This window comes from Acinetobacter sp. CY05 (genome assembly GCF_059515805.1).
Genome location: NZ_JCAKMW010000005.1, coordinates 57,704 through 82,186, shown reverse-complemented (window position 1 = coordinate 82,186; position 24,483 = coordinate 57,704). Strand labels below are relative to the sequence as shown.

At 43.1% G+C, this 24,483-nt stretch carries 19 protein-coding genes and 1 pseudogene; 5 read left to right on the top strand and 15 right to left on the bottom strand.

Going from position 1 to position 24,483, the window contains the following annotated elements; translation table 11 throughout:
* Positions 1-16: 16 nt before the first annotated feature.
* The 10 genes and pseudogenes from AC5YCD_RS06695 to AC5YCD_RS06650 form a co-directional block, all read right to left on the bottom strand.
* Positions 17-3,166 carry a BapA/Bap/LapF family large adhesin gene (locus AC5YCD_RS06695; protein ID WP_496129293.1) on the bottom strand — a complete coding sequence of 1,050 codons (3,150 nt, stop codon included), beginning with the start codon at positions 3,164-3,166 and terminating at the stop codon, positions 17-19.
* Between the two features lie 392 nt (positions 3,167-3,558).
* Complete coding sequence (locus AC5YCD_RS06690; RefSeq protein WP_496129348.1) at positions 3,559-6,462, bottom strand: hypothetical protein; 2,904 nt, start codon at positions 6,460-6,462, stop codon at positions 3,559-3,561.
* A complete protein-coding gene (locus AC5YCD_RS06685; protein WP_496129347.1) occupies positions 6,432-7,355 on the bottom strand; it encodes a hypothetical protein in 924 nt (307 codons plus the stop codon). The genes AC5YCD_RS06690 and AC5YCD_RS06685 overlap by 31 nt, the downstream gene beginning before the upstream one ends.
* A gap of 58 nt (positions 7,356-7,413) precedes the next feature.
* Positions 7,414-7,758 (bottom strand): annotated as a pseudogene (locus tag AC5YCD_RS06680) (BapA/Bap/LapF family prefix-like domain-containing protein); the annotation flags it as partial.
* 441 nt (positions 7,759-8,199) lie between these two features.
* Positions 8,200-8,673: a peptidoglycan-binding protein LysM gene (gene lysM / locus AC5YCD_RS06675; protein WP_496129292.1), complete on the bottom strand. Its 474-nt coding sequence runs from the start codon at positions 8,671-8,673 to the stop codon at positions 8,200-8,202.
* A gap of 162 nt (positions 8,674-8,835) precedes the next feature.
* Entirely contained in the window at positions 8,836-9,072 is a 237-nt protein-coding gene (acpP, locus tag AC5YCD_RS06670; protein ID WP_122899152.1) for an acyl carrier protein, read from the bottom strand.
* 90 nt (positions 9,073-9,162) lie between these two features.
* Positions 9,163-9,897, bottom strand: a complete 735-nt coding sequence (gene fabG / locus AC5YCD_RS06665; protein WP_496129291.1) for a 3-oxoacyl-ACP reductase FabG — start codon at positions 9,895-9,897, stop codon at positions 9,163-9,165.
* Complete coding sequence (gene fabD / locus AC5YCD_RS06660) at positions 9,894-10,880, bottom strand: ACP S-malonyltransferase (RefSeq protein WP_496129290.1); 987 nt, start codon at positions 10,878-10,880, stop codon at positions 9,894-9,896. The genes fabG and fabD overlap by 4 nt, the downstream gene beginning before the upstream one ends.
* Before the next feature lie 158 nt (positions 10,881-11,038).
* Positions 11,039-11,221 (bottom strand): 50S ribosomal protein L32, encoded by a 183-nt coding sequence (gene rpmF / locus AC5YCD_RS06655; RefSeq protein ID WP_004279227.1) that lies wholly within the window; start codon positions 11,219-11,221, stop codon positions 11,039-11,041.
* A gap of 74 nt (positions 11,222-11,295) precedes the next feature.
* Positions 11,296-11,853 (bottom strand): YceD family protein, encoded by a 558-nt coding sequence (locus AC5YCD_RS06650; protein ID WP_496129289.1) that lies wholly within the window; start codon positions 11,851-11,853, stop codon positions 11,296-11,298.
* A gap of 97 nt (positions 11,854-11,950) precedes the next feature.
* On the opposite strand from AC5YCD_RS06650, the gene AC5YCD_RS06645 reads away from it, so the two are divergent.
* The 5 genes from AC5YCD_RS06645 to rluB all read left to right on the top strand — a co-directional run bounded on the left by AC5YCD_RS06645 (position 11,951) and on the right by rluB (position 15,975).
* Positions 11,951-12,616: an elongation factor P hydroxylase gene (locus AC5YCD_RS06645; protein ID WP_496129288.1), complete on the top strand. Its 666-nt coding sequence runs from the start codon at positions 11,951-11,953 to the stop codon at positions 12,614-12,616.
* Positions 12,617-12,723: 107 nt separating this feature from the next.
* Positions 12,724-13,341: an L-threonylcarbamoyladenylate synthase gene (locus tag AC5YCD_RS06640; protein WP_496129287.1), complete on the top strand. Its 618-nt coding sequence runs from the start codon at positions 12,724-12,726 to the stop codon at positions 13,339-13,341.
* A 270-nt stretch (positions 13,342-13,611) separates the two neighbouring features.
* Positions 13,612-14,403: a segregation and condensation protein A gene (locus AC5YCD_RS06635; RefSeq protein ID WP_496129286.1), complete on the top strand. Its 792-nt coding sequence runs from the start codon at positions 13,612-13,614 to the stop codon at positions 14,401-14,403.
* Complete coding sequence (gene scpB / locus AC5YCD_RS06630; RefSeq protein WP_496129285.1) at positions 14,400-14,966, top strand: SMC-Scp complex subunit ScpB; 567 nt, start codon at positions 14,400-14,402, stop codon at positions 14,964-14,966. Before AC5YCD_RS06635 ends, scpB begins: the two co-directional genes overlap by 4 nt.
* Positions 14,967-15,006: 40 nt before the next feature.
* Entirely contained in the window at positions 15,007-15,975 is a 969-nt protein-coding gene (rluB, locus tag AC5YCD_RS06625; RefSeq protein ID WP_496129284.1) for a 23S rRNA pseudouridine(2605) synthase RluB, read from the top strand.
* 42 nt (positions 15,976-16,017) lie between these two features.
* Here the strand turns inward: rluB and ftn are convergent, their stop codons facing one another.
* From ftn to smc, 5 genes are all read right to left on the bottom strand, one after another.
* Positions 16,018-16,482, bottom strand: a complete 465-nt coding sequence (gene ftn, locus AC5YCD_RS06620; protein WP_496129283.1) for a heteropolymeric bacterioferritin subunit Ftn — start codon at positions 16,480-16,482, stop codon at positions 16,018-16,020.
* A gap of 341 nt (positions 16,483-16,823) precedes the next feature.
* Positions 16,824-17,798: a 23S rRNA (adenine(1618)-N(6))-methyltransferase RlmF gene (gene rlmF / locus AC5YCD_RS06615; protein WP_496129282.1), complete on the bottom strand. Its 975-nt coding sequence runs from the start codon at positions 17,796-17,798 to the stop codon at positions 16,824-16,826.
* Between the two features lie 199 nt (positions 17,799-17,997).
* Positions 17,998-20,046: an NAD-dependent DNA ligase LigA gene (ligA, locus tag AC5YCD_RS06610; protein ID WP_496129281.1), complete on the bottom strand. Its 2,049-nt coding sequence runs from the start codon at positions 20,044-20,046 to the stop codon at positions 17,998-18,000.
* A gap of 93 nt (positions 20,047-20,139) precedes the next feature.
* Positions 20,140-21,042 (bottom strand): cell division protein ZipA C-terminal FtsZ-binding domain-containing protein, encoded by a 903-nt coding sequence (locus AC5YCD_RS06605; RefSeq protein ID WP_496129280.1) that lies wholly within the window; start codon positions 21,040-21,042, stop codon positions 20,140-20,142.
* On the bottom strand, positions 21,043-24,477 hold the full coding sequence (gene smc, locus AC5YCD_RS06600; protein ID WP_496129279.1) for a chromosome segregation protein SMC: 3,435 nt from the start codon (positions 24,475-24,477) through the stop codon (positions 21,043-21,045).
* Positions 24,478-24,483 lie beyond the last annotated feature (6 nt).

The window sequence follows — 24,483 nt, the reverse complement described above, 5'->3', positions numbered from 1 at the left end:
GGCTTGGGCAGCACGCCTAAAATAAGATTTGCTGATTGTATAGCAGCTCATCTAAGCTTAAAGCTTGGCTTTGATTGGTCAGGTAAAGTAGATTTTCCTCGGTAAAATGACTGCCTTGACCATCCCGATCAATACTTAAAGTCACCATTTGGCTCGCCTCATCATAATTTAACATTAAATAATCGCTAAGCTGCTCAGGCGCAAGCTGTGGCAACAATTGGCTTAAATCAATTTTATCGGCATTGCGATTTTGATTGACATGACCGGCTTGGAAATCATGCCAAATAGTGCTGCCATTGCCGCCTGTGGCGCTGTTATTGTCTAATAAACTAAACAAAAGCGTGTCCTGACCAAGCCCCAAATGCAGTTGATCATGGGCGCTACTTGCAAGCACAGTTTCATCTGCACTGCTCGCTTGAATATGCTGTGCTACTTCAATTTCAAGCACAGCTTTACTTTGCGAGCCAACTGCCGAATTTAAGCTATATTCAAAGCGCTCAATGCCTGAGGCATTGCCATAGGCTTCGTAGCGATATTCACCGTCAATATTTAGATATAAACGCCCATATTGACCATTGACCCACATGCTGTGCTGACCTGCACCGCTATAGATGCTTTGGTCTGCGATGCTAATATTGCTGACATGGCTTAAACCTAAATCATTTTCAAGCAAATTACCTTGTACCACAGGCACTGTATCGGCATTAAATTCGGTTAAATAAACACTATTTTGGCTAATAATCACCGATGTAATGGTTCCGGCTAAACCACTACTCGCCTCTAAATTAAGGCTTAACACATAGTCGCCGGCGCTTAATCCAGTCAATTTCAACTGCTCTAAACTTGGGTTTTTGCCCGTAACACTGCCCTGTTGCATTTGACCTGTTGTGATATTGGTTAAGGTATATTTTAACTCACGGTTGTCATTCAGCAGTGACAACACTTTGGCTGATAAGGTGATATCCGTTTGCGTTGCAGCATCTACCTTAAAACTATAGCTATAGTCTTTACGATGGGGCTTGTCATTTTCGTTATGGGTAAAGACATTATTTGTAGTATCTAGCACTACACGATTTACATCATGGTTGGCATGTTGGCTATCTATTTGAATATTAATTACTTCGATACGTTGACTGCCATCGGCATGACGCACTAAATATGAGAAACTCTCAATTTGCCCATAAGCTGCAGTATTGTCAGTGTAAAGCGTATAGTGATATTCGCCATTACGTGCAATATTGAGCACACCAAATTGACCTGCAACTTCAGTTGTACCTTCAGCATTTAAAAAGCTTTGATTCACTTTGAGCACTTGATCTGCGTCAGCTAAAGTTAAATCCCCACTTAAAGGATCAAGCACAGTTTGCTGCACAGGCTGACTATAATCTTTGACGATATCCTCAACCACTTCCACCACAGTGCCTTTTAGCGCCCCAAGCAAGGTTTTACCGCTCAGCACCACTTTGTATTGTCCTGGGGTAAAGCTCAGTGTCGTTTTGGCTGATGCACCACCAAAAACAATGACTTTAAACCAATCTTCTTCTACATGATGCTGAATATAATCACCTGTAGCAGGATCAAGCTTATAGATCACTAAATCATATTTTGAGCCAATTTCAATACCACCTGAAGCGCCTTTAAAGGTCAGTTCACGTAAAGTTTGTTCGGCTACGTTAAAGCTCATCGCACCCTTAAATGCTAAAGCATCGGCACCTAGAATTGGGTTGAGCAAATCTACATCTAAAATGCTGTAATCCACTACTTTACCCAGTTGCTCACCGGCATACACCATCGCTTCCGGTTGCACCATCAGGTAATGGTCAATTTCAGTTTGCGCTTGCTGTGTAGCATTAATATGAATGCTTAAATTAGCGCTGCTATAGACTCCACTTAAAGTTGCCACTTCATAACTAAAGGTTTCCACCACGCTATGGGTCAGCTTAAATTCAGGATGAATTTCATAGCGATAGCTGCCATTGGACTGAATATACAACACCCCATATAAACCCTGTACAGAATAAGTGCCTTGATCACCCACTAAGTAATTATCGACATGACCAGCTTCATTCAGGACTTTCACATTTAAAATACGGGTGCCTTGTGGCAGCACATCTAAGCCATGTTTAAGGTCAATGTCTTGTAACACATTACCGCGCACATCGCCTTTCGCGCCCACAGGTTGGCTGTAATCTAAAGTAATATCGGAGATGGTTTTTAAGGTATAACCGGTGAGTGCAGCAACGCCTAAGCCATTACCCAATACCATCATGTATTGGCCGGCATCCAAAGTAATATCAAAATCACCAGATACGCCACCAAGCAACAGCGCCTTTAACCAATTCTGCTCTACATATTGACTAACCCATTCGCCAGTGACTTGATCGAGTTTATAAATATGTAGATCGTACATGGCCGCCACTTGTACCCCGCCCGATTGGGCTTTTAAGCTCAATTGGCGCTGAGTATTATCAGCCACATCAAAATGTAAGGCTGCACCAAAGACGCGTGTTACAACGTCAGCCGACAAAACTGGGCCTAAATCCGCAGAGAGGAAAGAAAAACTGGTTTTATCTTGCAACTCATTTGCCATCTGCGTGCCCGCAAATTGGGTGTGTAACACAGCTTGATTATCGGCACTTAAGAGGATTTTCTCTACCAGTAGCGGTGCTTGGAGGGCTATATGTGCAGATGGATTTAAAGCTTTATCGGTAGCGGTGATATAGACTGTTTCCGCATTGGTTAAAGCGGGCAGATAAATCGTATACTGCCCATGCGCATTGACCATGGTGGAGGCTAAGACTTTAAGCTGCCCATCAATCATTGCTTCAACTTTAATTGTTGAGCCTGCCTCAGCTAAACCACTGATAGATTGCCCATCATTTGAAAATGCAGCAGTCGGTGCCTCAGGCGGGGTATGATCTACTGTGATGTTGCCTAATAAATAGGGAAAATCATATTCACTACGTTTGAGTAAAACATTGTGCCGTCCTTCAGGTAAAGTAAAGCTTGTACCATAGCTCTCCAGCCAAGTTGTGCCGCCATCTATACTCAACCACCAAGCTTGCTCGGCACTTACCCCTTCTACCCTGACCAAACCATTGGCTGTAATACCATCATAACGACCTGTATCTTCAACTAAATATGCCAAAAAAAAATCTGTACTCATTATTTGCTCTATATGTTTATGCAGCGCTTAAACCATCCCCAAATTTTTAGCGCCAACATGACTGCCTCTTTTCGTTAGACCATCCACGTTCTAACGAACCCCACTGAACTGCATTTAAGCTCAACTCAGTATTGTTGAATATGTATAAACTACAACCACAATTATTGCAGGCATATTATGACTTCTTCTGTGTACTTTGTTGATAGAAAATAAGCTATGACATAAAAATCATCTGAGTTTTTTCAATTCAAAAATTTAAATAAAATATAGCTCTCTCCTGACCTGACTATCTTGATCAAGATAAAATTCATCATCCTTTAAAAAATCGCATAAGTATCAATTGAAAAACCCAAGCCTAAGCTTGGGTTTTGTCTCAGCACAACAATGATAGATTAGAAAATAATTTGATTATTTTCTAATAATTGCTGCAAGCTAACATCAGTTGTCTGCTGACCTAAATGAATCAAGGCTGTACTTTGGAAAGTTGTCCCTGCACCATCACGATCAATGCTTAAGGTCACGTGACCTTCAGCATCTTGTTCCACAGTTAGATACTGATCAAGATTGTCCGCAGTCACTTCATTCCCTAGTAATTCGCTGACATCAAGGATATCTGCATCGAGATTCTCCTCTGGATTACCAAGCTCAAAGTCTTCCCACGTATCCACGCCGTTACCGCCTGTAGCATCATTGGCATCCAGCAGCTTAAATAAGACTGTGTCATTGCCTGCTCCACCGACGATATAGTCATCACCTGCATTGCCTTGGATCTGATCTTTGCCTTCACCGCCACGAATCACATCACTGCCCTGACCACCAATGAGTACATCATTGCCATCGTGACCGTATAAACGTACTGAGCTGGTTGCTTTAGATTGATCCAAGGTATCATCTAGCACTGCGGTGATATTTTTATCAGCCCCTTCATAGATAGCTTGACCTGCAAGGAGATTATCCAAAACTTCAGCCCCCAATAGAGAAGCTAAATCGGATGTGTTACTGCTGCCGTATTCATCAGTTACCGTCACAGTCAGCTTTTGTAAGACATCTAATTGCAAGATACTACCTAGCAACCCACTCAGACCCAAGACACCTGTTTGCGGTTCTAAGGCAACAGTGGCTAGGAATTCCAATACTTTCTGGTTATCTAAAGTGCCACCATCGAGCGCTTCAATCACAATACTCGACGCCGATAATTGCACAAGCCCTAAGCCGAGTAAGCTACCACCTTTAACAGGGCTGATTTTTAGACCAAAATCTTCAGCCAGTTTTTGTGAATAGCCAAATTGCAGCGCGACTAAGGAAATAAAGCCACCTTGGGTAATTTCAATTTTACTCAAGTTATTGTCAGTATCTAGTGCGGCAAACATTTGCTGATTTAAGTCAATTAAGCCTGCTACATCGAGCCCAACTAAACCCAGCAAGCTATTGCCGTTGGCCACTGCAATAGGCACGCTATTTTCAAACTCACCTGTATTACCAAAAGCGTCACGAACTGTGGCTTCGATCTTATCACCACCCGCTAAAGGTGCGCTTAAGCTAAGTTGCACCGACTGACCTGCTACGACGGTACCCGTAAAGGTCTGACCACCGGCAGTTACTGTATATTGACCATCTTCTGTCGAAGTTAATACGAGTGTGGTTGAGTCTGTTTGACGTACTTCTACCGTTGGTGCTTGTAAATCAAGGATCAGGCTATCTGATCCTGTATTACCTGCTTTGTCAGTGACTGTTGCGATCACTTCAAGTGCGTCTTCAGTAACATCTAACAACTCAATGGTGACCACTTCATCCTTAGCAATTGTACCGCTGTAACTTTGCTCACCAATATTGACTTCATAGCTGCCATCTTCAGTTGAAGTAATAGTTACACTGTTGTCTAAGGTTTGATTCACTGTCACTTGCGGTGGCGTTAAGTCAGCAACTAAAGTCGCTTCACCTGTATTGCCTACTTGATCTTTTACTTCAGCAACGATCTCTTCGGCTTCAGTTAATGGACGATCAAGCGTAATTTCCACAGTTTCGCCGGCTTTAATCTCACCTGTGTAAACGTCATCACCAATAGTTACGGTGTATTCGCCATCTTCATTTGAAGTGATGTCGACAGTTTCAGGAGAGGTCTGTTCAAGCTCAACTACAGGATTCGTCACATCTGCAGTTAATGTCGCTTCACCTGTATTGCCCGCTTGGTCTTTCACTTCAGCAACAATCTCTTCGCCTTCAGTTAATGGACGATCAAGCGTAATTTCCACAGTTTCGCCGGCTTTAATCTCACCTGTGTAAACGTCATCACCAATAGTAACTGTATATTCGCCATCTTCATTTGAAGTGATATCGACAGTTTCAGGTGAAGTTTGTTCAAGCTCAACCGTAGGATCAGTCACATCTGCAGTTAATGTCCCTTCACCTGTATTGCCTGCTTGATCTTTTACTTCAGCAACAATCTCTTCGCCTTCAGTCAATGGACGATCAAGCGTAATTTCTACAGTTTCGCCGGCTTTAATTTCGCCAGTGTAAACATCATCACCAATAGTTACGGTGTATTCACCGTCTTCATTTGATGTGATGTCGACAGTTTCAGGTGAAGTTTGTTCAAGCTCAACCGTAGGATCAGTTACATCTGCAGTTAATGTCGCTTCACCTGTATTGCCTGCTTGATCTTTTACTTCAGCAACAATCTCTTCGCCTTCAGTTAATGGACGATCAAGTGGAATTTCTACAGTTTCGCCGGCTTTAATCTCACCTGTGTAAACGTCATCACCAATAGTGACTGTATATTTGCCATTTTCATTTGATGTGATGTCGACAGTTTCAGGTGAAGTTTGTTCAAGCTCAACCGTAGGATCAGTCACATCTGCAATTAATGTTGCACTACCTGTATTGTTTACATCATCAGTTACATAGGCAACGACTTCATCACCATCAGTTAAGGCTGGAGATAATGTCACAGTCACCGGTTCATTGGCTGTAATGTCACCTGAATAGCTGACACCATCTACAGTGACTACATATGTACCATCTTCATCTGAGATTAACACGACTGCATCTGGTGCAGTTTGAATTAATTCAACCTGTGGATCAGTCACATCGGCAACTAGGGTTGCTTCACCTGTATTGCCTGCAGCGTCAGTCACTGTTGCAGTCACTGTTTCATTTTCTGCTAATGGCTGGTCAAAAGTCACAGTAATTGATTCGTTTGCTGCAATTGTACCAGTATAAGTTTGACCACCCGCTATGACGCTGTAATTACCTGCCTCATTTGAAGTTAATAATACGGATGATTTTGAATTTTGCACCAACTCAACCTCCGGCTGAGTGGTGTCTTCAGCATCAGAATCTGAATCGCTGTCCGCGTCACCATCAGCATCGCCGTCCGCGTCACCGTCCGCGTCGCCATCCGCGTCGCCATCAGCATCGCCGTCCGCGTCACCGTCCGCGTCGCCATCCGCGTCGCCATCAGCATCGCCGTCCGCGTCACCATCAGCATCGCCGTCTGCGTCGCCATCAGCATCGCCGTCTGCGTCACCATCAGCATCGCCATCTGCATCACCATCAGCATCGCCGTCCGCGTCGCCATCTGCGTCGCCATCAGCATCGCCGTCTGCGTCACCATCAGCATCGCCGTCTGCGTCACCATCAGCATCGCCGTCCGCGTCACCATCAGCGTCGCCATCCGCGTCGCCATCAGCATCGCCATCTGCGTCGCCATCAGCATCGCCGTCCGCGTCGCCATCAGCATCGCCGTCCGCGTCACCATCAGCATCGCCATCTGCGTCGCCATCAGCATCGCCGTCCGCGTCACCATCAGCATCGCCATCAGCATCGCCGTCCGCGTCACCATCAGCATCGCCGTCCGCGTCACCATCAGCATCGCCATCTGCGTCGCCATCAGCATCGCCGTCCGCGTCACCATCAGCATCGCCATCAGCATCGCCATCAGCATCGCCGTCTGCGTCACCATCAGCATCGCCGTCTGCGTCACCATCAGCATCGCCGTCCGCGTCACCATCAGCATCGCCATCTGCGTCGCCATCAGCATCGCCATCTGCGTCGCCATCAGCATCGCCGTCCGCGTCGCCATCAGCATCGCCGTCCGCGTCACCATCAGCATCGCCGTCCGCGTCACCATCAGCATCGCCGTCCGCGTCTGAGTCCGATTCATCTGCACGACGGCTAGAATCAGAATCATGTGCCCATGCTAAAATACCTGCCGTTGTCACAATCGGTGCTAGCCATGGTAATAAATCTGAGCTTTGGCTATCGAGTAAAGGTTCAATCTCTTCAATTGGGTTGTAATTGACTGCAAGAGGATTAGCCGCATCGCTAGGCACTTCTAAAATATGTAACTGACCATTTTCATCCGCAAACACGATGTCATGGTTAGCATTGGCATCAAAGTAATTTGCGACAACTAAAATTTCACCATCGCTTAAAGTAACAATAAGATCATTATCTTTACGCTCTAAGTGCTGTACATTCTGTGGCGAACCTTTAATCACAATAACGCTAGGTTCTTGTAAAGTGATCTTATTCGATGTAGTTGTTTCCGAAGCAGTATGTGCTGCTTTAGAAATGACTTGGACTTGTGCCATAAATAGAAGTCTCCCAATGACTTAAATATAAAAATTGTTATAAAAATAAAGAAATAAAAATTAAGCCGCTGTAATATAATTTTTTTTAAAAGTTTGTGAAAGTTTGACTAAAATCGCACTATGATTCAGTGCAGATCAGTTGTAATTTACCAAGCAAAATGGTGACTATTGATGCAAAAATTAGCACATTTTTAAAATAAATAGCCAACTACATCACTTTTTATTTTAAAACAAATACCTATAAAAATTAATTACAAAAAAATATATAAAAAAACATAATTTTGACACTTAGTTATGTAATTTTTTTAGATATTTTTTAAGCCTATATAACAATGGCTATAACTACCATTACTTATAATTTATGATCAAGATTAACTAAATAATCCAGCAATTTTAAGTATAAAAAAAGGAGCCGAAGCTCCTCTTATTGGTTTAAGTTTCTTAGGCTGGAATACGTAACACTTGGCCTGGGAAAATATCATCGGCATTTTTAAGCAATGGACGATTGGCTTCAAAGATTTTGTTATATTGATTGGCATCGCCATAATACTGTTTAGCAATTTTAGATAAATTATCACCTGATTGTACAGTATAGAATTGACTTTCAGGCGCAGCTTCAGCCACCGTCATTTGATCATCCACTTGTGCGACATGATCGACATTACCCACAGCTAAGACAATTTTTTCTCTATCGGCTTGGCTTTTGACTTGCCCCTTAATGGTCGCAAGATCAGCCGCACCGTTATAGGTGACAGATAATCCTTCTACCCCAAGCCCCAAGCTTTTGACCAAACCTAATAATTGATTCGCGACTTCTTGTGCCGATGGTTCACTTGGTGTTGCAGCTTGCGGCTGTGGCTCTGGAGGAGCTGTATTTTTTTTACCAATACCTTTTACGAAATCAAATAAACCCATATTTTTACTCCAGTTGTTATTGTGTAGTTGTAGTTGGCTTTATTTTTATACTCAATATTGAACAGTCAAGATGCTAGTGTTTGGTAGTAATCAGTTAAGTTATGTAAATAAAAAAGCCACTCAAACGAGTGGCTTTTTTTAAGCATGCGCTTAAATCATCAATTAACCAAGTTTCTTAGAAACATAGTCGATTGCAGATTGTACAGTTGTGATTTCGTTAGAATCTTCATCAGGAATTGTGATGTCAAAGTCGTTTTCGAAAGACATTACAAGTTCAACTAAGTCTAAAGAGTCAGCACCTAAGTCATCCATGAAAGATGCTTCGTTTTTGATGTCTTCAACTTTGATACCAAGTTGTTCTGCAACTGCTTGTTTTACGCGTAGTTCGATATCGCTCACAGGAATTCTCCTCAATGCTTTGTAGCGTTTTTAATTTGCGGTTAAGTGTAATTGAATCTAGTAAATTTGGAAAGTTTCTACATGAATCAATTAGTTCATGTAAAGACCACCATTTACATGGAGTACAGTACCAGTAATGTAGCTTGCCTTCTCAGAAGCCAAGAAGCTTACTGCATTCGCAATGTCTTGTGGCTCACCTAAACGATTAAGCGCCACTTGATCACTCATTTTCTTACGAATTTCTTCACTCAGCTGTTCAGTCATTTCAGTTGCAATAAAGCCCGGTGCCACTGAGTTGACCGTGATTTGACGGCTACCCATTTCTTTAGCAAGGCTACGGCTAAATGCTTCCATACCTGCTTTGGCAGCAGAGTAGTTTGATTGACCTGGGTTGGCAAAATGTGCAACCACAGAGCTGATATTGATAATGCGGCCAAAACGTGCCTTAGTCATCCCCTTAAGCACACGTTTTGATAAGCGATACACTGCTTTTAAATGAATGGTCAGAATATCATCCCAATCATCTTCAGACATACGCAATAATAAATTGTCTTTGGTAATACCAGCGTTGTTTACTAATACTAATACTGGGCCAAAGCTTTGTTCGATCTCACCCACTAAAGCATCAATCGCTGCACCATCACGTACATCAAGTACGCGACCTGCACCGTTTTCTGCAAATTGTGCGCTTAATTTTTCTGCACCACTTTCAGAAGTGGCTGTCCCCACCACAAAAAAACCATCTTGAATCAATTGTGCTGCAATGGCAGCCCCGATGCCACGGCTTGCACCAGTAACTAAAGCAACTTTACGCTCTTGTGTCATGCAATTTTCCCTTCTGCCACTAAAACGGCGTTTAATGCATCTTCTATTCGCGCTTGGGTATCAAGCGGGAAAGCTTTTTCAATGTTTGGCAAACGCTTGGCAAGGTTGGCAAGCACATTACCTGGACCGCATTCCATGAGGTAATGAATACCTTGCTGTTCAAAGACTTGCATCGTCTTGGTCCATTGTACTGACTCATACAATTGAGCCGTCAATGCTAAACGTACTTGCTCGACCGTTTGCGCCGCTTCTGCATTTACATTTTGTATTACAGGAATGCGTGGTAGCTCAATGGCGGTTTGTTCCAATGCCTCAGCAAATTTTTCTGCTGCAGGTTTCATTAGGGAACAATGTGAAGGTACAGATACAGGTAATGCAATCGCTTTACCTGAGTTCTCTTTGACTAAGGCAATTAAGGCATCCACTGCAGCTTTAGTGCCCGCTACCACCACTTGACCGTTGGCATTATAGTTTGCAGCTTCAACTGAACCGAAATCTTGTGCTGAAATTTGCGCGCAGAGCTCTACTACTTTGGCATCATCAAAGCCTAAGATTGCAGCCATAGCACCTTGACCTTGTGGAACAGCAGCTTGCATGTATTGACCACGTAAATGCACCAATTTAGCTGCATCACCTAGGCTTAAGCTATCTGCGGCAACCAAAGCGCTGTATTCACCCAGAGAATGACCTGCTAAGAATTTAGGCGCAACCCCACCTAAATCTAACCATAAACGCCAAAGTGCAATACTTGCCGTGAGTAAAACAGGCTGAGTATATTGGGTCTCATTAATGCCTTCACCACTTTGTGCAATATGCCAGAGGTCAAAACCTACTGCATCTGAGGCTTCTTTAAAGGTCTGTTCAATGATTGGAAATTGGGTAGCTAAATCCGCAAGCATACCCGTCTTTTGTGAACCCTGACCCGGGAAAACAAAAGCAGTTTGGGTGGCTTGAGCGGCTTGATCAAGTCGATTTGCCGACATAGAAAAATCCTTTCATGTTGTTTTTAGCTGAGATGGACGCGAATTTAACACTTAAAAACAGCTTTGGTAATTGCCAAATACAACAAAAATAGCGACAAAAAAAGGGAGCTTTACGCTCCCATTTTTTTCACTAAGCTCAAAGCTTAATGCATCAACAATTATTCAGCAGATGCTTTAGCGAATAATTGACGACCACGGTAGATACCATCTTTAGATACGTGGTGACGACGGTGAGTCTCGCCAGTAGCTTGGTCTACAGTTAATGCATTCTCGGTTAAAGCGTCATGTGAACGGCGCATGTCACGGCGAGAGCGACTTTTACGGTTTTGCTGAACGGCCATGATGGCTCCTTACAAATATCGAAAAAATGGATCAGAACAAATTCAGTTGTCTTAACCAAATAGTATAACACGATTTAGTTAAGTTTACCTTTCAAACTTGACAAAACATCAAACGGATTATCGCGTTTTTCTTCGACAATGTCTTGAATGGCAGGTTGATGCTTATGTTCGCAAGCGTCATGCTTGGCAGACAACGGCAACAACAATAACAATTCATCTTCTATCAGCGAGAGTAAATCAGCAGTCGCAGGTGCATCATATGAACCTTTGGTTGTTGCTTCACTTTCACCTAAAACGATGAAATCAGCATCCTCATCCAAGCGCTCTATCAGTGACTCATCATCGACTAAAGCTAAATGAAAATCCAAAACAAGTGGGATCTCAACAGGTTCCAAACAACGTTGGCACTCCATTGGAACTTTTGTTTCAACACTGCCATCTAACCATACAATGCGATGATACGCATCCATTGATAGCTTACAGTCTATGGTAATCAATTGATCATCAATTGATCCAACAGCTTCACGAGCAATACGAACAAAGCGAGACAATGGCAGGGTACCTGACCATGTAAAGCCCTGTTCAGCCCATTTAAACGGCTCAATCTGTGCCGGAAAGGTATTTGCTGACATAATTAAGGCGGCAATTCTACAAATTCATAAGTACTCTGTCAAAGATTAAGATACAATTTTGTACTTATTCAGACAGATCATTTGGGTAATACAAGTCATGCATCAGTTGCAGCCGCAACCTGAAGTCACAACTTCATTACAGTTAAACTCTCCTACTCGTTCAAGTTTGATCGATTCCGTAGACCGCGTGCAACTCGCACCTTGGATTAATCTGCAAACTGAAGCTCAACAGGTAGATTGGCTTATCTTACACTTTAATCACTGGTTTTCCCACTTAAATGTGACTTTAGTGCGCGGTGAGTTCGAGCCAGAATATTTCCCTGAAAATTCAAATAGTTGTGCGAAAATTCAATTTGCGCATGGCTTCTTTAACAGTGCTTTACATGAAATTAGTCATTGGACCATTGCTGGCTATGCACGGCGTAAGTTGCCAGATTTAGGTTATTGGTATGCCCCAGATGGCAGAACCAAAGAACAACAAGCGCTATTTGAACAAGTCGAAATCAAACCACAAGCCATTGAATGGCTATTTGCCAAAGCTTTTGGACGCAAATTTCGTGTCTCTTTAGATAATTTAACGGGTGATGCGGGTGATGGCAGCACTTTTAAAGACAATGTCTATGCTCAAGTGCAACGTTATTTTAATGGCGAAGCCAAGTTACCGCGTGATGCTGCACATTTTATTGCCTGTATTTGTACCTGTATACGAGGTGGCAAAAGCTTACAACAGGCAGAATTTTTACGAACTGAATTGGATCAATAACATAATCTTTCAACAGCGCAGGGAAATCCTGCGCATAATAAAGCTATTCCCTGCCAGCCGTTTTAAACGTGCCCGCTTGATAAACACAACAATATTGGGAGAACAACATGCTGCACTTAAGAATTCATCCAGATAATCCACAGCCACGTCTAATTAGTCAGGCAGTTGAGCGCATTCGTGCTGGTGACGTGGTGGTATACCCCACAGATGCCGCTTATGCGATTGGCTGTCAAATTGGTAATAAAGCCGCTATGGAGCGCATTGCACACATTCGTCAACTGGATGCCAAACATCAATATGCGATTTTGTGCTGTGATTTATCCGACATTGCCACCTATGCCCGCGTTGACAATGCCATGTATCGTTTACTTAAAAACAATACCCCTGCCATTAGCACTTTTATTTTGCCCGCCACCAGTGAAGTGCCCAAGCGTTTGATGCACCCAAAAAAGAAAACCATTGGTTTACGTATTCCGACTAACCCAATTTGCCAAATGTTATTACAAGAATTGGAGGAGCCTTTACTCACCTCAACCTTGATTTTACCTGGACAAAGCGACCCATTAGATGACCCTTATGAGATTGAGATGCAATTGGGCAAACGGATTGATGTATTAATTGATGGTGGTTTGGGCACTCTTTCAACCACCAGTATTATCGATTTATCGGGTGATTATCCTGTCGTAGTACGTGAAGGTGCCGGAGACGTCAGCGCTTTTACTTAAATTTTACGAATAAATTGCATTACATTTATATAAAATGGCGACATTTTAGACATAATGGATTGAATTCGGTCATTTTAATTTATTGAAATATCACATAAATAAATGACCGGTATTTATTTTGGGCTTTTTTTAGTATTTGCCGATGTAAGTAATTTATTCATTGCCCTTTTTGCTTTACACTAAGCGCATTCTTGTATTTGTTATTTCAACCTCCCTTTTTGTTGAAATAATTTTTCATGCCTTTGAAAATTCGCGTGGCTCATAACTGTAATGAATCAATCTGTCCAATCTGCTTTGGCACAAGCGCCGCACATCCGCGTGTTGGATGAGTGGCAAGAGACGATTCCTGAGGATTTGTATATTCCTCCTGCTGCATTTGAAATCTTGTTAGAGCATTTCGAAGGACCACTCGACTTTTTAATTTATCTGATTCAAAAAAACGGTTTTAATTTACTCCAGCTCGATATTGCTCCAATTGCCAGTCAATATTTATCCTATATTGATAACATGAAAAGCTTAAATATCGAGCTGACTGCAGATTATATGGTGATGGCAGCCTTGCTTGCTGATTTAAAGTCCCGTTTATTACTACCTAAAGCCGCCAAGATTCAACTGGAAAAAGATCCACAAAAAGATTTAGTCGAACGTTTAGAAGCCTATTTACGTATTAAACAGGCTGCTGAGCGTTTAGGAAAAATGTCGCTATTAGAACGCGATACTTTTCCGGCGCATATTGGCAAACTCGAATACGATGCTGTACCCCTGGGCTTTGCAGCTTCTCAGCTGCGTGACGCGATGTTGTGCATTTTTCAGCGCCCTGAGCCTGTAACCCATGCGGTTAAAGCAGAACCTGTACGCCTCGAAGAGCGCATTGCTTTTATTGAAACTAAAATTGCCTCTGGGCAGGTATTAGATTTTACCCAACTATTACACCCGGACCAAGGGCGTATGGGTATGGTGGTGACCTTTATGGCGGTGCTTGAACTGACCCGTCAGCAAAAAGTCCACATCATTAGTGATGGTAGCGAGCAGCGCTTACAGATTCAAGGAGTAATGGCATGACTCAGGTGGAGCAACAACATGAGGTGCTGATGTTGCTTGAGGCACTGATTTTTGCCAGTGAAACGCCTATACCGCTTTCTCGTTTAAAAGAAGCTTTAGGCGACCGCTACGCCAAAGCCGAATTACGACAGTATTTGCAACAACTTGCTGTGCTACAACACGGCAGATCAATTGAACTGGTGGAAACCGCGCAAGGTTTCCGTTTTCAAGTACGTGCAAAGTATCAACCGATCATTGCGCAAACATGGCCAGAACGACCAACTCGTCTGTCACCATCTATGCTCGAAACGCTTGCTGTGATTGCTTATCATCAACCAGTAACCCGAGCAGACATTGAACAAATTCGTGGAGTGTCAAATAATAGCCAAGTGATACGCACATTATTTGATTGGAACTGGATCAAAGAATCTGGTTTTCGTGAACTCCCAGGAAAACCGGCGTTGTTGGTTACGACGCCTCAATTTTTAAATGCATTTGGTCTAAATTCCTTAGATCAAATGCCTCCCCTACAGGATGCCAAGGAAGCTTTTGTGGCGCTGGGTGCTCAGGCACTTAGCTCATAAATAGGTGGACTGTTGTGATAATTTCTAAGGTTATGCTGTCATGAGTGAAAAATTGCAAAAGGTGCTTGCACGCGTTGGTTTGGGTTCTCGCCGTTATATGGAAGAAGTCATTGCTGCGGGTCGCGTGAGTGTCAACGGTCAAGTGGCCCAAGTGGGTGAACGTATTGAGCCAGGCGATGAGCTTCGTATCGATGGTCGTAAAGTACAGTTCCAAATTGAAGATGAAATTCGTCGTCGTGTTTTAATTTACTACAAACCAGAAGGCGAAATCTGTTCACGTAACGACCCAGAAAAACGCCCAACGGTATTTGATAACTTACCTACTTTAGCGGGTGATCGCTGGGTGATGGTCGGTCGTCTAGATATTAACTCGACTGGCTTATTGTTATTCACAAACGATGGTGAACTTGCCAACCGTTTAATGCATCCATCGAATGAAATTGAGCGTGAATACGCAGTACGTGTGATGGGTGAAGTGACACCACAGCTAAAAAATAATATGCTTAAAGGCGTGGTGTTAGATGATGGTCCAGCCAAGTTTGAATCATTCTCTGAAATTGGTGGTGACGGTATTAACCGTTGGTATCAAGTGGTGGTAAAAGAAGGTCGTAACCGTGAAGTACGTCGTATCTTTGAATCACAAGGTCTAAAAGTAAGCCGTTTATTACGTACCCGTTATGGTTCAGTGATTTTACCGCGTGAATTACGTACGGGTCGTTGGATTGAACTCGACAAGCAAGATATCGACAACTTAACCAAATCGGTTGAGTTAAAACCACGTCAAGGTACGGGTCTTTACGGTATGGCAAAACGTCGTACTGAACGTATGCAAGATAAACCACTCAATGCACGTCGTGGTGGCTTCTTACGTCAACAACGTCGTGACAACGAATCAACTACACCGTCTATTCCACCGCGTGAACGTGGCGAGCGTCGTGATGATCGTCGTGACCGTGATGATGCAGGTCGTAAGCCGTATGGCATCAACAAAGGCTTTAAAAAGTTCTAAGTTGTAAAGCATAAAAAAAGCCGCGATTCGCGGCTTTTTTTATTAGATTTGCGATTGAATATAATTTTTTAAACCAATTAATTCAATCAAACGTAATTGTTTTTCTAACCAATAGGTATGATCTTCTTCTGTATCTGACATTTGTTGACGCAGCATGTCACGGGTAATGTAATCGCCTTTTTCTTCGCAAAGTTTTACCCCTGCCGCCAATTTGGCACGTACTTCATATTCCAGTTCTAAATCTGCTTTTAAGCAACTGACCACATCGGTACCGACATTAATGTCGTCACGTTGCATATTGGGTGTGCCTTCTAAAAACAATACACGGCGAATAATTGCATCGGCATGTTGTGCTTCTTCTTGCATTTCATGGTCAATACGTTCAAAAATTTTGCTTAAACCCCAATCTTCATACATACGTGAATGAATCAAATACTGGTCACGCGCTGCAAGTTCGCCGCCAATCAGCATATTTAAATAATCTACAACCTCAGGATTGCCACGCATCATCCATCTCCAATAGTATAATTTATTAATTCTGTAAAAATTATCTCGGATTTAAGCTCACTTTGCAAAGCAATTTTTTCGTAAGTTAATGATTTTTATATAATTAAAATGAGAAGTACTTGCATTTACACTACTCAAACTAGTAATTAATACATATAAAAGAACATCTTAAACTCATTGCTTAGCTTAAATTCACATCATTACAGTGCTTTTATGGCGTATTGTTTTTTTGTAACAGAATGGAACATTATTGGGCCTAGCGACATGACCTTGATCGCTAAAAAATTGAGCTTGTGCATTAGTATGTACTGACAAGCTCACAATTTTTAGTAAAAATCAGTTTAAGCCGAATTCCAACGCGCATTTTTCCATGCTTGCTGTTGCTTTGCATCTAAAAATGTCCACGCCACAAAACGGCTTTCTTTTTGTCCCTGTGTCATTTTAATGGTTTTCACATCCACCGCACCGCTCTTGGCCAAGGTCTTTAATAGCAGTGGCAAAGTGGTTTTCTTAGATACCAGTGTACTAAACCAAAGACATTGCTCTGCAAATTGGGTACTTTCTTGTACCATCTGACACACAAAACGTGCTTCACCGCCATCACACCATAACTCGTTCTTTTGCCCGCCAAAGTTTAATACCACTTTAGTGCGATCTAATGGTTGACCAAGTTTACGTAATTTTTGTGTTGCTGTGGCATTGGCTTCATCTTGTGAGGCATGAAATGGTGGGTTACACAGGGTTAGATCAAAACGATCTGTGGCTTTAATCAGCCCTTTAAAAATATTGCTCGGTGTTTTTTGTAAGCGAATCTGAATGCCCTTTTTTAAATTCGGATTGGCCTCGACAATAAATTGCGCACTCTTCACTGATGCAGCATGAATATCTGAGCCAACAAATTTCCAACCATAGCTTTGACGCCCAATGATCGGATAAATACAGTTTGCGCCAACGCCAATATCGAGTACTTGAACAGCGTGTCCAGTTGGAATCTGACCTTTGTTGTTATCACTCAGCAAGTCAGCCAAATAGTGAATATAGTCGGCTCGACCCGGAATCGGTGGGCAAAGATAATCTTGCGGAATATCCCAATATTGAATGGCGTAAAAATGCTTGAGCAAAGCTTTATTGAGCATTCTTACAGCCTGTGGATCAGAAAAGTCGACTGAAAGATCATCATATTGATTTGGACGGACAAAAGGTGCAAGTTCTGGACAGCTCTTGATCAGCTCAGGAAAATCGTAACGACTGCGATGCAGATTTCGTGCATGTAATTGCGATTTTTGTTGTGGAAAAGATTTCTTTGCTTGCGCCATGTGTATGCCAATCATTAACGGGAGAACAGAATCATTTGCTCAGGCAGCAAATGAATCGATATTGTACACAATAACGACCCTGTCTTTGTATTTGTCTGCGCCATAGCATGCTCAGCAACGCTGATCCTTACGTAAGTGGCATAAAAAAAGACACCAAAAGATTAATTATCCTCGGTGCCTTTTTTATGTCAGTCACTGTTTAGACAGATGAGTCCTCGATTTGACCATGTTCTTTCATCAGGGCAATAAACTGTTGTTCATTTAATACGGTAATACCCAATTTTTCTGCTTTGTCTAATTTAGAACCAGCTTTTTCACCTGCAACGACACATTTGGTTTTACTTGAGACACTGCCACTCACGCGTGCACCTAAAGCTTGCAGCAATTGTGTCGCTTCATCACGCCCCATGCTGCTTAATGTACCTGTGACCACCCAACTTTCGCCATTGAGTGGTTGACGCGTTGGCGCAATCGGTGCATCCCAATGAATGCCCGCCTCAATTAAACGCTGTACCACTTCCAAATTATGCTCTGCTTGGAAGAAATCTAAAATCCATTCTGCGGTAATATCGCCCACATCAGGCGTTTTCTTTAAGGCGTCTAAATCAGCAGCTTTGAGCGCCTCTAAAGTTTGGAAGGTGTTGGCCAGCATACGGGCGGTGGTTTCTCCCACGCCACGAATCCCAAGCGCATAAATAAAGGCTGCTAGCGTGGTTTTCTTGCTTTTTTCAATCGAATCAATCAGGTTTTGCACTGATTTTTCGCCCATTTTTTCAATCGTTAGTAGCTGTTCACGATGCTCATGTAAATGGTAAATATCAGCCACATCTTTAAGTAAATCCAGATGTAATAACGATTCCACCCAACGATCACCTAAACCTTCAATATCCAAAGCTTTACGCGACACAAAGTGACGAATGGCTTCGATGCGCTGCGCGGCACAATACAAGCCACCCGAACAACGCGCGAGTGCTTCACCTTCTGGCATGACTACAGGCGAATCACACACTGGGCAATTTTTTGGTAAATGGATTTCTACAGCATCTACAGGACGAAATTCTGGCCAGACTTTTTCCACTTTTGGAATCACATCACCACTACGATAAACACTCACCGTATCACCCACGCGCACATCTAAACGGTGAATTTCACCAATATTATGTAGGGTTACATTGGACACTGTCACGCCACCGACTGCCACAGGGTTTAAACGCGCCACAGGTGTTAAAGTACCTGTACGTCCCACTTGCCAGTCAATATTGTCGACTGTGGTCAAGGCTGCCACTGCGGGGAATTTATAAGCGGTTGCCCAGCGTGGCTCACGGCTTAAGAAACCCAACTGTTGCTGTTGTTTCAGGTCATTGACCTTAATCACCATACCGTCAATTTCAACCAACAACTCTGGGCGTTCACGGTTGATTTGTTCATAAGCGGCTTGTACAGCTTCAATGGAATCACAGACAAAATGACGTTCGCCCACGGCAAAGCCGAGTTGATTGAGCCATTCAAGACTCGCTGACATGCTGATTAAACCATGATGTGGCTGGCACTGAGCAATTCCGTAAGCATAAAACGCCAAAGGACGCGCTGCGGCAATGTTTGGATCGAGTTGGCGTAAACTCCCTGCCGCGGCATTACGCGGATTGGCAAAGGTTTTTTCGCCACGTGCTTGGTTATCGGCATTGAGTTTCTCAAAACCTGCTTTTGGCATTAAAACTTCACCGCGTACTTCTAACAGTTGAGGTACGCTGCCATCGGCTAACTGAATGACTTTAGGTAAGTTACGAATAGTTTTGACGTTTTGAGTAATATCTTCGCCAGTTTCACCATCACCACGCGTCACACCACGGCTTAACACGCCATTTTCATACCATAGCGAAATGGCTAAACCATCAAATTTCAGCTCAACATCATATTCAACAGTTTGATTGGGTAAACGCTCTTCGATACGACGCGCAAAGGCTTGTAAGTCTTCGTAGTTAAACACGTTACCCAATGACAGCATTGGCACCACATGCGTCACCGATTCAAACTTCGACAATGCTTGACCACCCACTTTTAAGGTTGGGCTATCGGCTTGGACTAAATTCGGGTATTGCTGCTCTAAGGCTTTGAGTTGGTGAAACAGTTGGTCATATTCACTATCGCTAATGGTCGGTTGATCCATCACGTAATAGGCATGGTTATGCTGGGCTAAGATTTGGATCAATTGTCGCATTTGCGCAATGATTGTGGCCTGTTCTGTCATCAATATTCACCATAAAAAAGGGCGGTTTCCCGCCCTAAACATCATTTATCTACACTATTATAAAAACCGTCGCGATGGGTTTCAATTCAGGATTTAGCCTTGTGAGACTTGCCCTGAACGATAGTCAATCGCTTGATGACGCCAATGCTCGCGTAATTGTGGGGTAAATTCTTGATTATTTTGATCATAAACCGTGCCTTCAATTTCACGGGCAATTAGGCCTGAAATGCTGACCATGGTATCGAAGGCATTTTGTACATCATTATGTGGCAGAGCCAAGAAGAAAGCTAAACCTTTGACTTCTTCTGTTGAAAGTGCTTCTAAATCAAAGCCTGAAGCGCCTTCGTCAGTCACTTGTAACACAGAGAATAATAGTTTCGTGCCGTCTTCGTTATAACGATGGAAACATGCCATTTCGCCATAACGTAATCCGTATTTCATTAAGACTTTTAAGGTTTTTTCACCTGTTAGCAAACGACGCTCCGGATACACATTCAACGCCACAAAATCTTCTGCAGTGGCTAAAGCACTTTCTTCATCGACCAATTGTTGTTCATGTAGATGCGCATCTAAAATACTACTTTCATCGGCAAATTCAGCAATTTCAGCTTTTTCAATAGTGCTGTTTAAGCTAAATTCAGGCGTTTTTTCGACTTTAGGCGCTTCAGGCTGCACGTCGAGGACTGGTTTTTCTTCGACGCTTTGCTCTACATGCTCAGCTACTGGCGTGCTTTCTGGTTGTGGTACAGGCTGCTTCTGGGCAGCAACCACCGGTGCTTCACTTGCGGCAATAGGTGCTACGGCTTCAGCTGGTGCATCTGCTTGCAGCTGATCACGTACATGACGTGGAATAACAGGTTGCTGACTTTCTTGGTTAATATGTAGTTCAGAATCTAAAGATGGCGCTGCGTCATTACTTTTTCTAAGCACCATTTTTAAACCAACACCAATAATAATAATGGCGACAACAATACCAACGATTGTGGTGATTTCCATCTATGACTCCGCGACTAAACTGTATTCTTCTGCCTGTTCTAAGTTGACAGTGACTAATTTGGATGCACCCGGTTCTGGCATCGTGACACCCAATAAATCTGTTGCCATCGTCATTGCAAGCTTATTATGGGTAATATAAATAAATTGTACCTGTTCGGACAGCTCTTTGACTAGATTACAAAAGCGTCCGACGTTGGCATCATCAAGTGGTGCATCAACTTCATCCAGCACACAAAATGGTGCAGGATTGAGTCTAAAGATCGCAAACACCAGTGCCAAAGCAGTTAAGGCTTTTTCGCCCCCAGAGAGTAAGGCCAAGGAGCTATTACGTTTACCTGGCGGGCGCGCCATTAGTTTTACACCCGACTGCCAGTCAGATTCAAGACTTAAACTCGCTTCACCGCCATTAAATACTTTCGGAAACAAGCTCGCAAGCTCATGATTGACTCGATCAAAGGTCTCCATAAACAATTTACGGGTTTCTTGATCAATACTTTTCATAGCGGCTTGTAATTGGGCCACTGTATTTTCTAGGTCTTGCATTTGATGTTTAAGTTCATCATAACGCGCCAAAACCTGTTCATATTCTTCAGATGCTGCCAAATTCACTGCACCAAGTTTGGCAAATTTTTGCTGTGCTGCCTCTAAAGTCTGTTGGGTAGAGTCTAAGTCCAACTCAATGGCTACAGCCTCAGCGCCCATTTCCGTCAGCTGTGCGGCATAATGTGCTGCATCTGACTTGGCAGCTTGCCAAGCTAAGCGTTTGTCTTCTAAAGTTTGACGTAATTGTTGGTCTTGTTGCTGTGTCTGTTGTCTTTTTGCAGTTAAGCTTTGTTGCTGCGTTTGCACAGCATTGAGCTCTTGTTGCCAAATCTGCCAGTTCTGTTGCAAAGTGCTTGCCTGTTGCTGCTGCTGCTCAACAGCCTCAGTTAAGCTTGGCAATTCTTGACTGAGCGGCTCAATCAAACGGGTGGCTTGCTGGATTTGTAAGTCGACTTGCTGTTGCTGCTCAGCTAAAAATGACGCCTCTTTTTCACATAAACTAATTTGTTGCTGCAGCTCTTGGCAACGCTGTTGCACGTGCGCAAAATTTTGCTTGGCCAATGACGCCTCGTGTTCAGCTTGCTGTAAGATATTGCTCGATTCTTCGAACTGAAATTGCAGGGTTTTATATTCAGGTTGTTGTTGTTCAAGCTTAAGATGAATGGCATGCAGGTCAATTTCCATCTCATCACGCTGCATAGCATCATCTTCAATTTGCTCAGCCAAGGTGATCATCTGCTGCTGTAGCTGTTGCTGTTGCACCGCAAAAGCTTGCACGGCAGTTTGCTGTTTAACAATATCCAGACTCAGTTGATGCTGCTGATCATGCAAACCTTTTAAATCGGCTTGTTGCTGTTTTAAACTCACTTTGGCAGAGGATAACTGATTTAAATTGGCAGCACGGCGTGGTTTTAACAGCGCCACTTGCTGCTCAAGCAAACTAATTTCTTGCTCAATTTCCTCTAAGCGCAAGCGCTGAGTTAAACCCGAGACTTGGGTGTGTTCATAATCGAGTGCAATTAACCAATCTGGCCCCACATGATAGCCATCTAGAGTTAAAATACTTTGCCCTGTTTGCAACTGAGTTTGCTGTGCTAATGCTTGCTGTAAAGTTTCAGCCAGTGCCACATTTGCCCATAAAGAATGTGCTGGCGCGATAATCCACGTGCTAAGCGGTGCCAATCCTGCAATATGGGCTGCACTGCAACAGGAGAGTTTCATTTGTCTGGCCAGATCAGGGGCAAAATCAGTGTCTTGATCCAAAATCTGACTATTAAGCCAATGACTGCAGAATTTTTCTAATAGATGGGCATAGGGCTTAGCTTGTTCAGCAAGCTGCAAAGCTTGCATCAAAGTTTGACCCTGCGCCGCATGTTGGGGCTGCTTAGGCAGCGCTTTGAGTAGCTGCTGCTGTTCACGTTGTAGCAGTTGAATTTGGTTTTGATGCGTTTGTAACTGTTGCTGTAAATCACGCTCAGCATTTTCTAAGTTAGCTAATATGCTTTGGCTATGTGTGACTTTTTCTGTCAGTTGCAATACGCTGATATTTAAATCACTATGTTCAGCCTGTAAAGCGGCAATTTCATCCTGCTGATAATGTCCAGCCAAAGCATGGGCTTGGGCGTGCAGCATGTCATGTTGCTGCTGCTGGCGTTCGATACCTTTATTGAGCTGTTCAATTTGGCTACGCATGTGCAACTGCTGCTGTTGCTGGCGTTCAACTTGGCTTTTAACAGCATGATAGTGCTGCTGTAACTGATGTTGTTGCTGTTTGAATGCTGCTAGATGTTGCGCTGCTGCCTGAGTAGTTTGTTGCGCTTCTTGTTGTTTAACTGTCTCTTCGCTGTGTTGCAGACTTAAATACGCTAATTGTTGTTCAATCAGTTGTAGACGTTGTTGGCTATGCTGTTTTTGCTGATTGAGCTGGCTTAAAGTGGCTTGGTTTTGCGCAATGAATTGTTGTTTATGTTGCAACTGACCTTTTAGCTCAGTCAGTCGTTGCTCAGCCGTTTGCCAGTTGTGTTGGAGGGGTATAGATTGGCTCATCAAACGTTCAAACAGCTGCTGACTTGAGTTTAAGTCATGTTCAAGTGTGGTGAGCTCAGCACTTACCAGCTGAAAGCGCTCGCCTAAACTGTTCATGTCATGGCTATATTCTTGTTGTAAACGGACACTTTGCCCATATTGAAATGACAATACTTCAATTTTTAAGCTGCGGATTTGAGCTTTAAGCTGCTGATAGTGTAATGCTGCTTCTGATTGGCGTTTTAACGTTTTCAGTTGGCTACTGAGTTCAACACGAATATCTTCTAAACGTTCTAGATTTTGCGTGGTGTGTTCTAGATGATTTAAAGTTTCACGGCGCCTCGCTTGATAACGTGACACCCCTGCTGCTTCTTCAATATAAACCCGCATTTCTTCCGGTTTAGCGTCCACTAAACGATTAATCATGCCTTGTTCAATAATGGCATACGAGCGTGGGCCTAAACCGGTGCCCAAGAAAATATCGGTAATATCCCGGCGACGACATTTGGTGCCATTTAAAAAGTATTCTGATTTACCCTCACGATTGACCTGACGCCGTACCGATAATTCAGTATAGGCATTATACATGCCACCTAATTTACCTTGCGTATTCTCAAAACGTAGTTCAACACTGGCCATCCCCACCGGTTTACGCTTGGCTGTACCAGTAAAAATCACGTCTTGCATGCTACCGCCACGCAATTGCCGTGCACTCGACTCACCCATCACCCAACGAATGGCGTCAATCACATTGGATTTACCACAGCCGTTAGGACCCACCACCGCAGTACGGTTGGCTTTAAAATTTAAGGTACTACTGTCGGCGAATGATTTAAAGCCGGAAAGTTTTAAACTGCTTAAACGCATAATGTC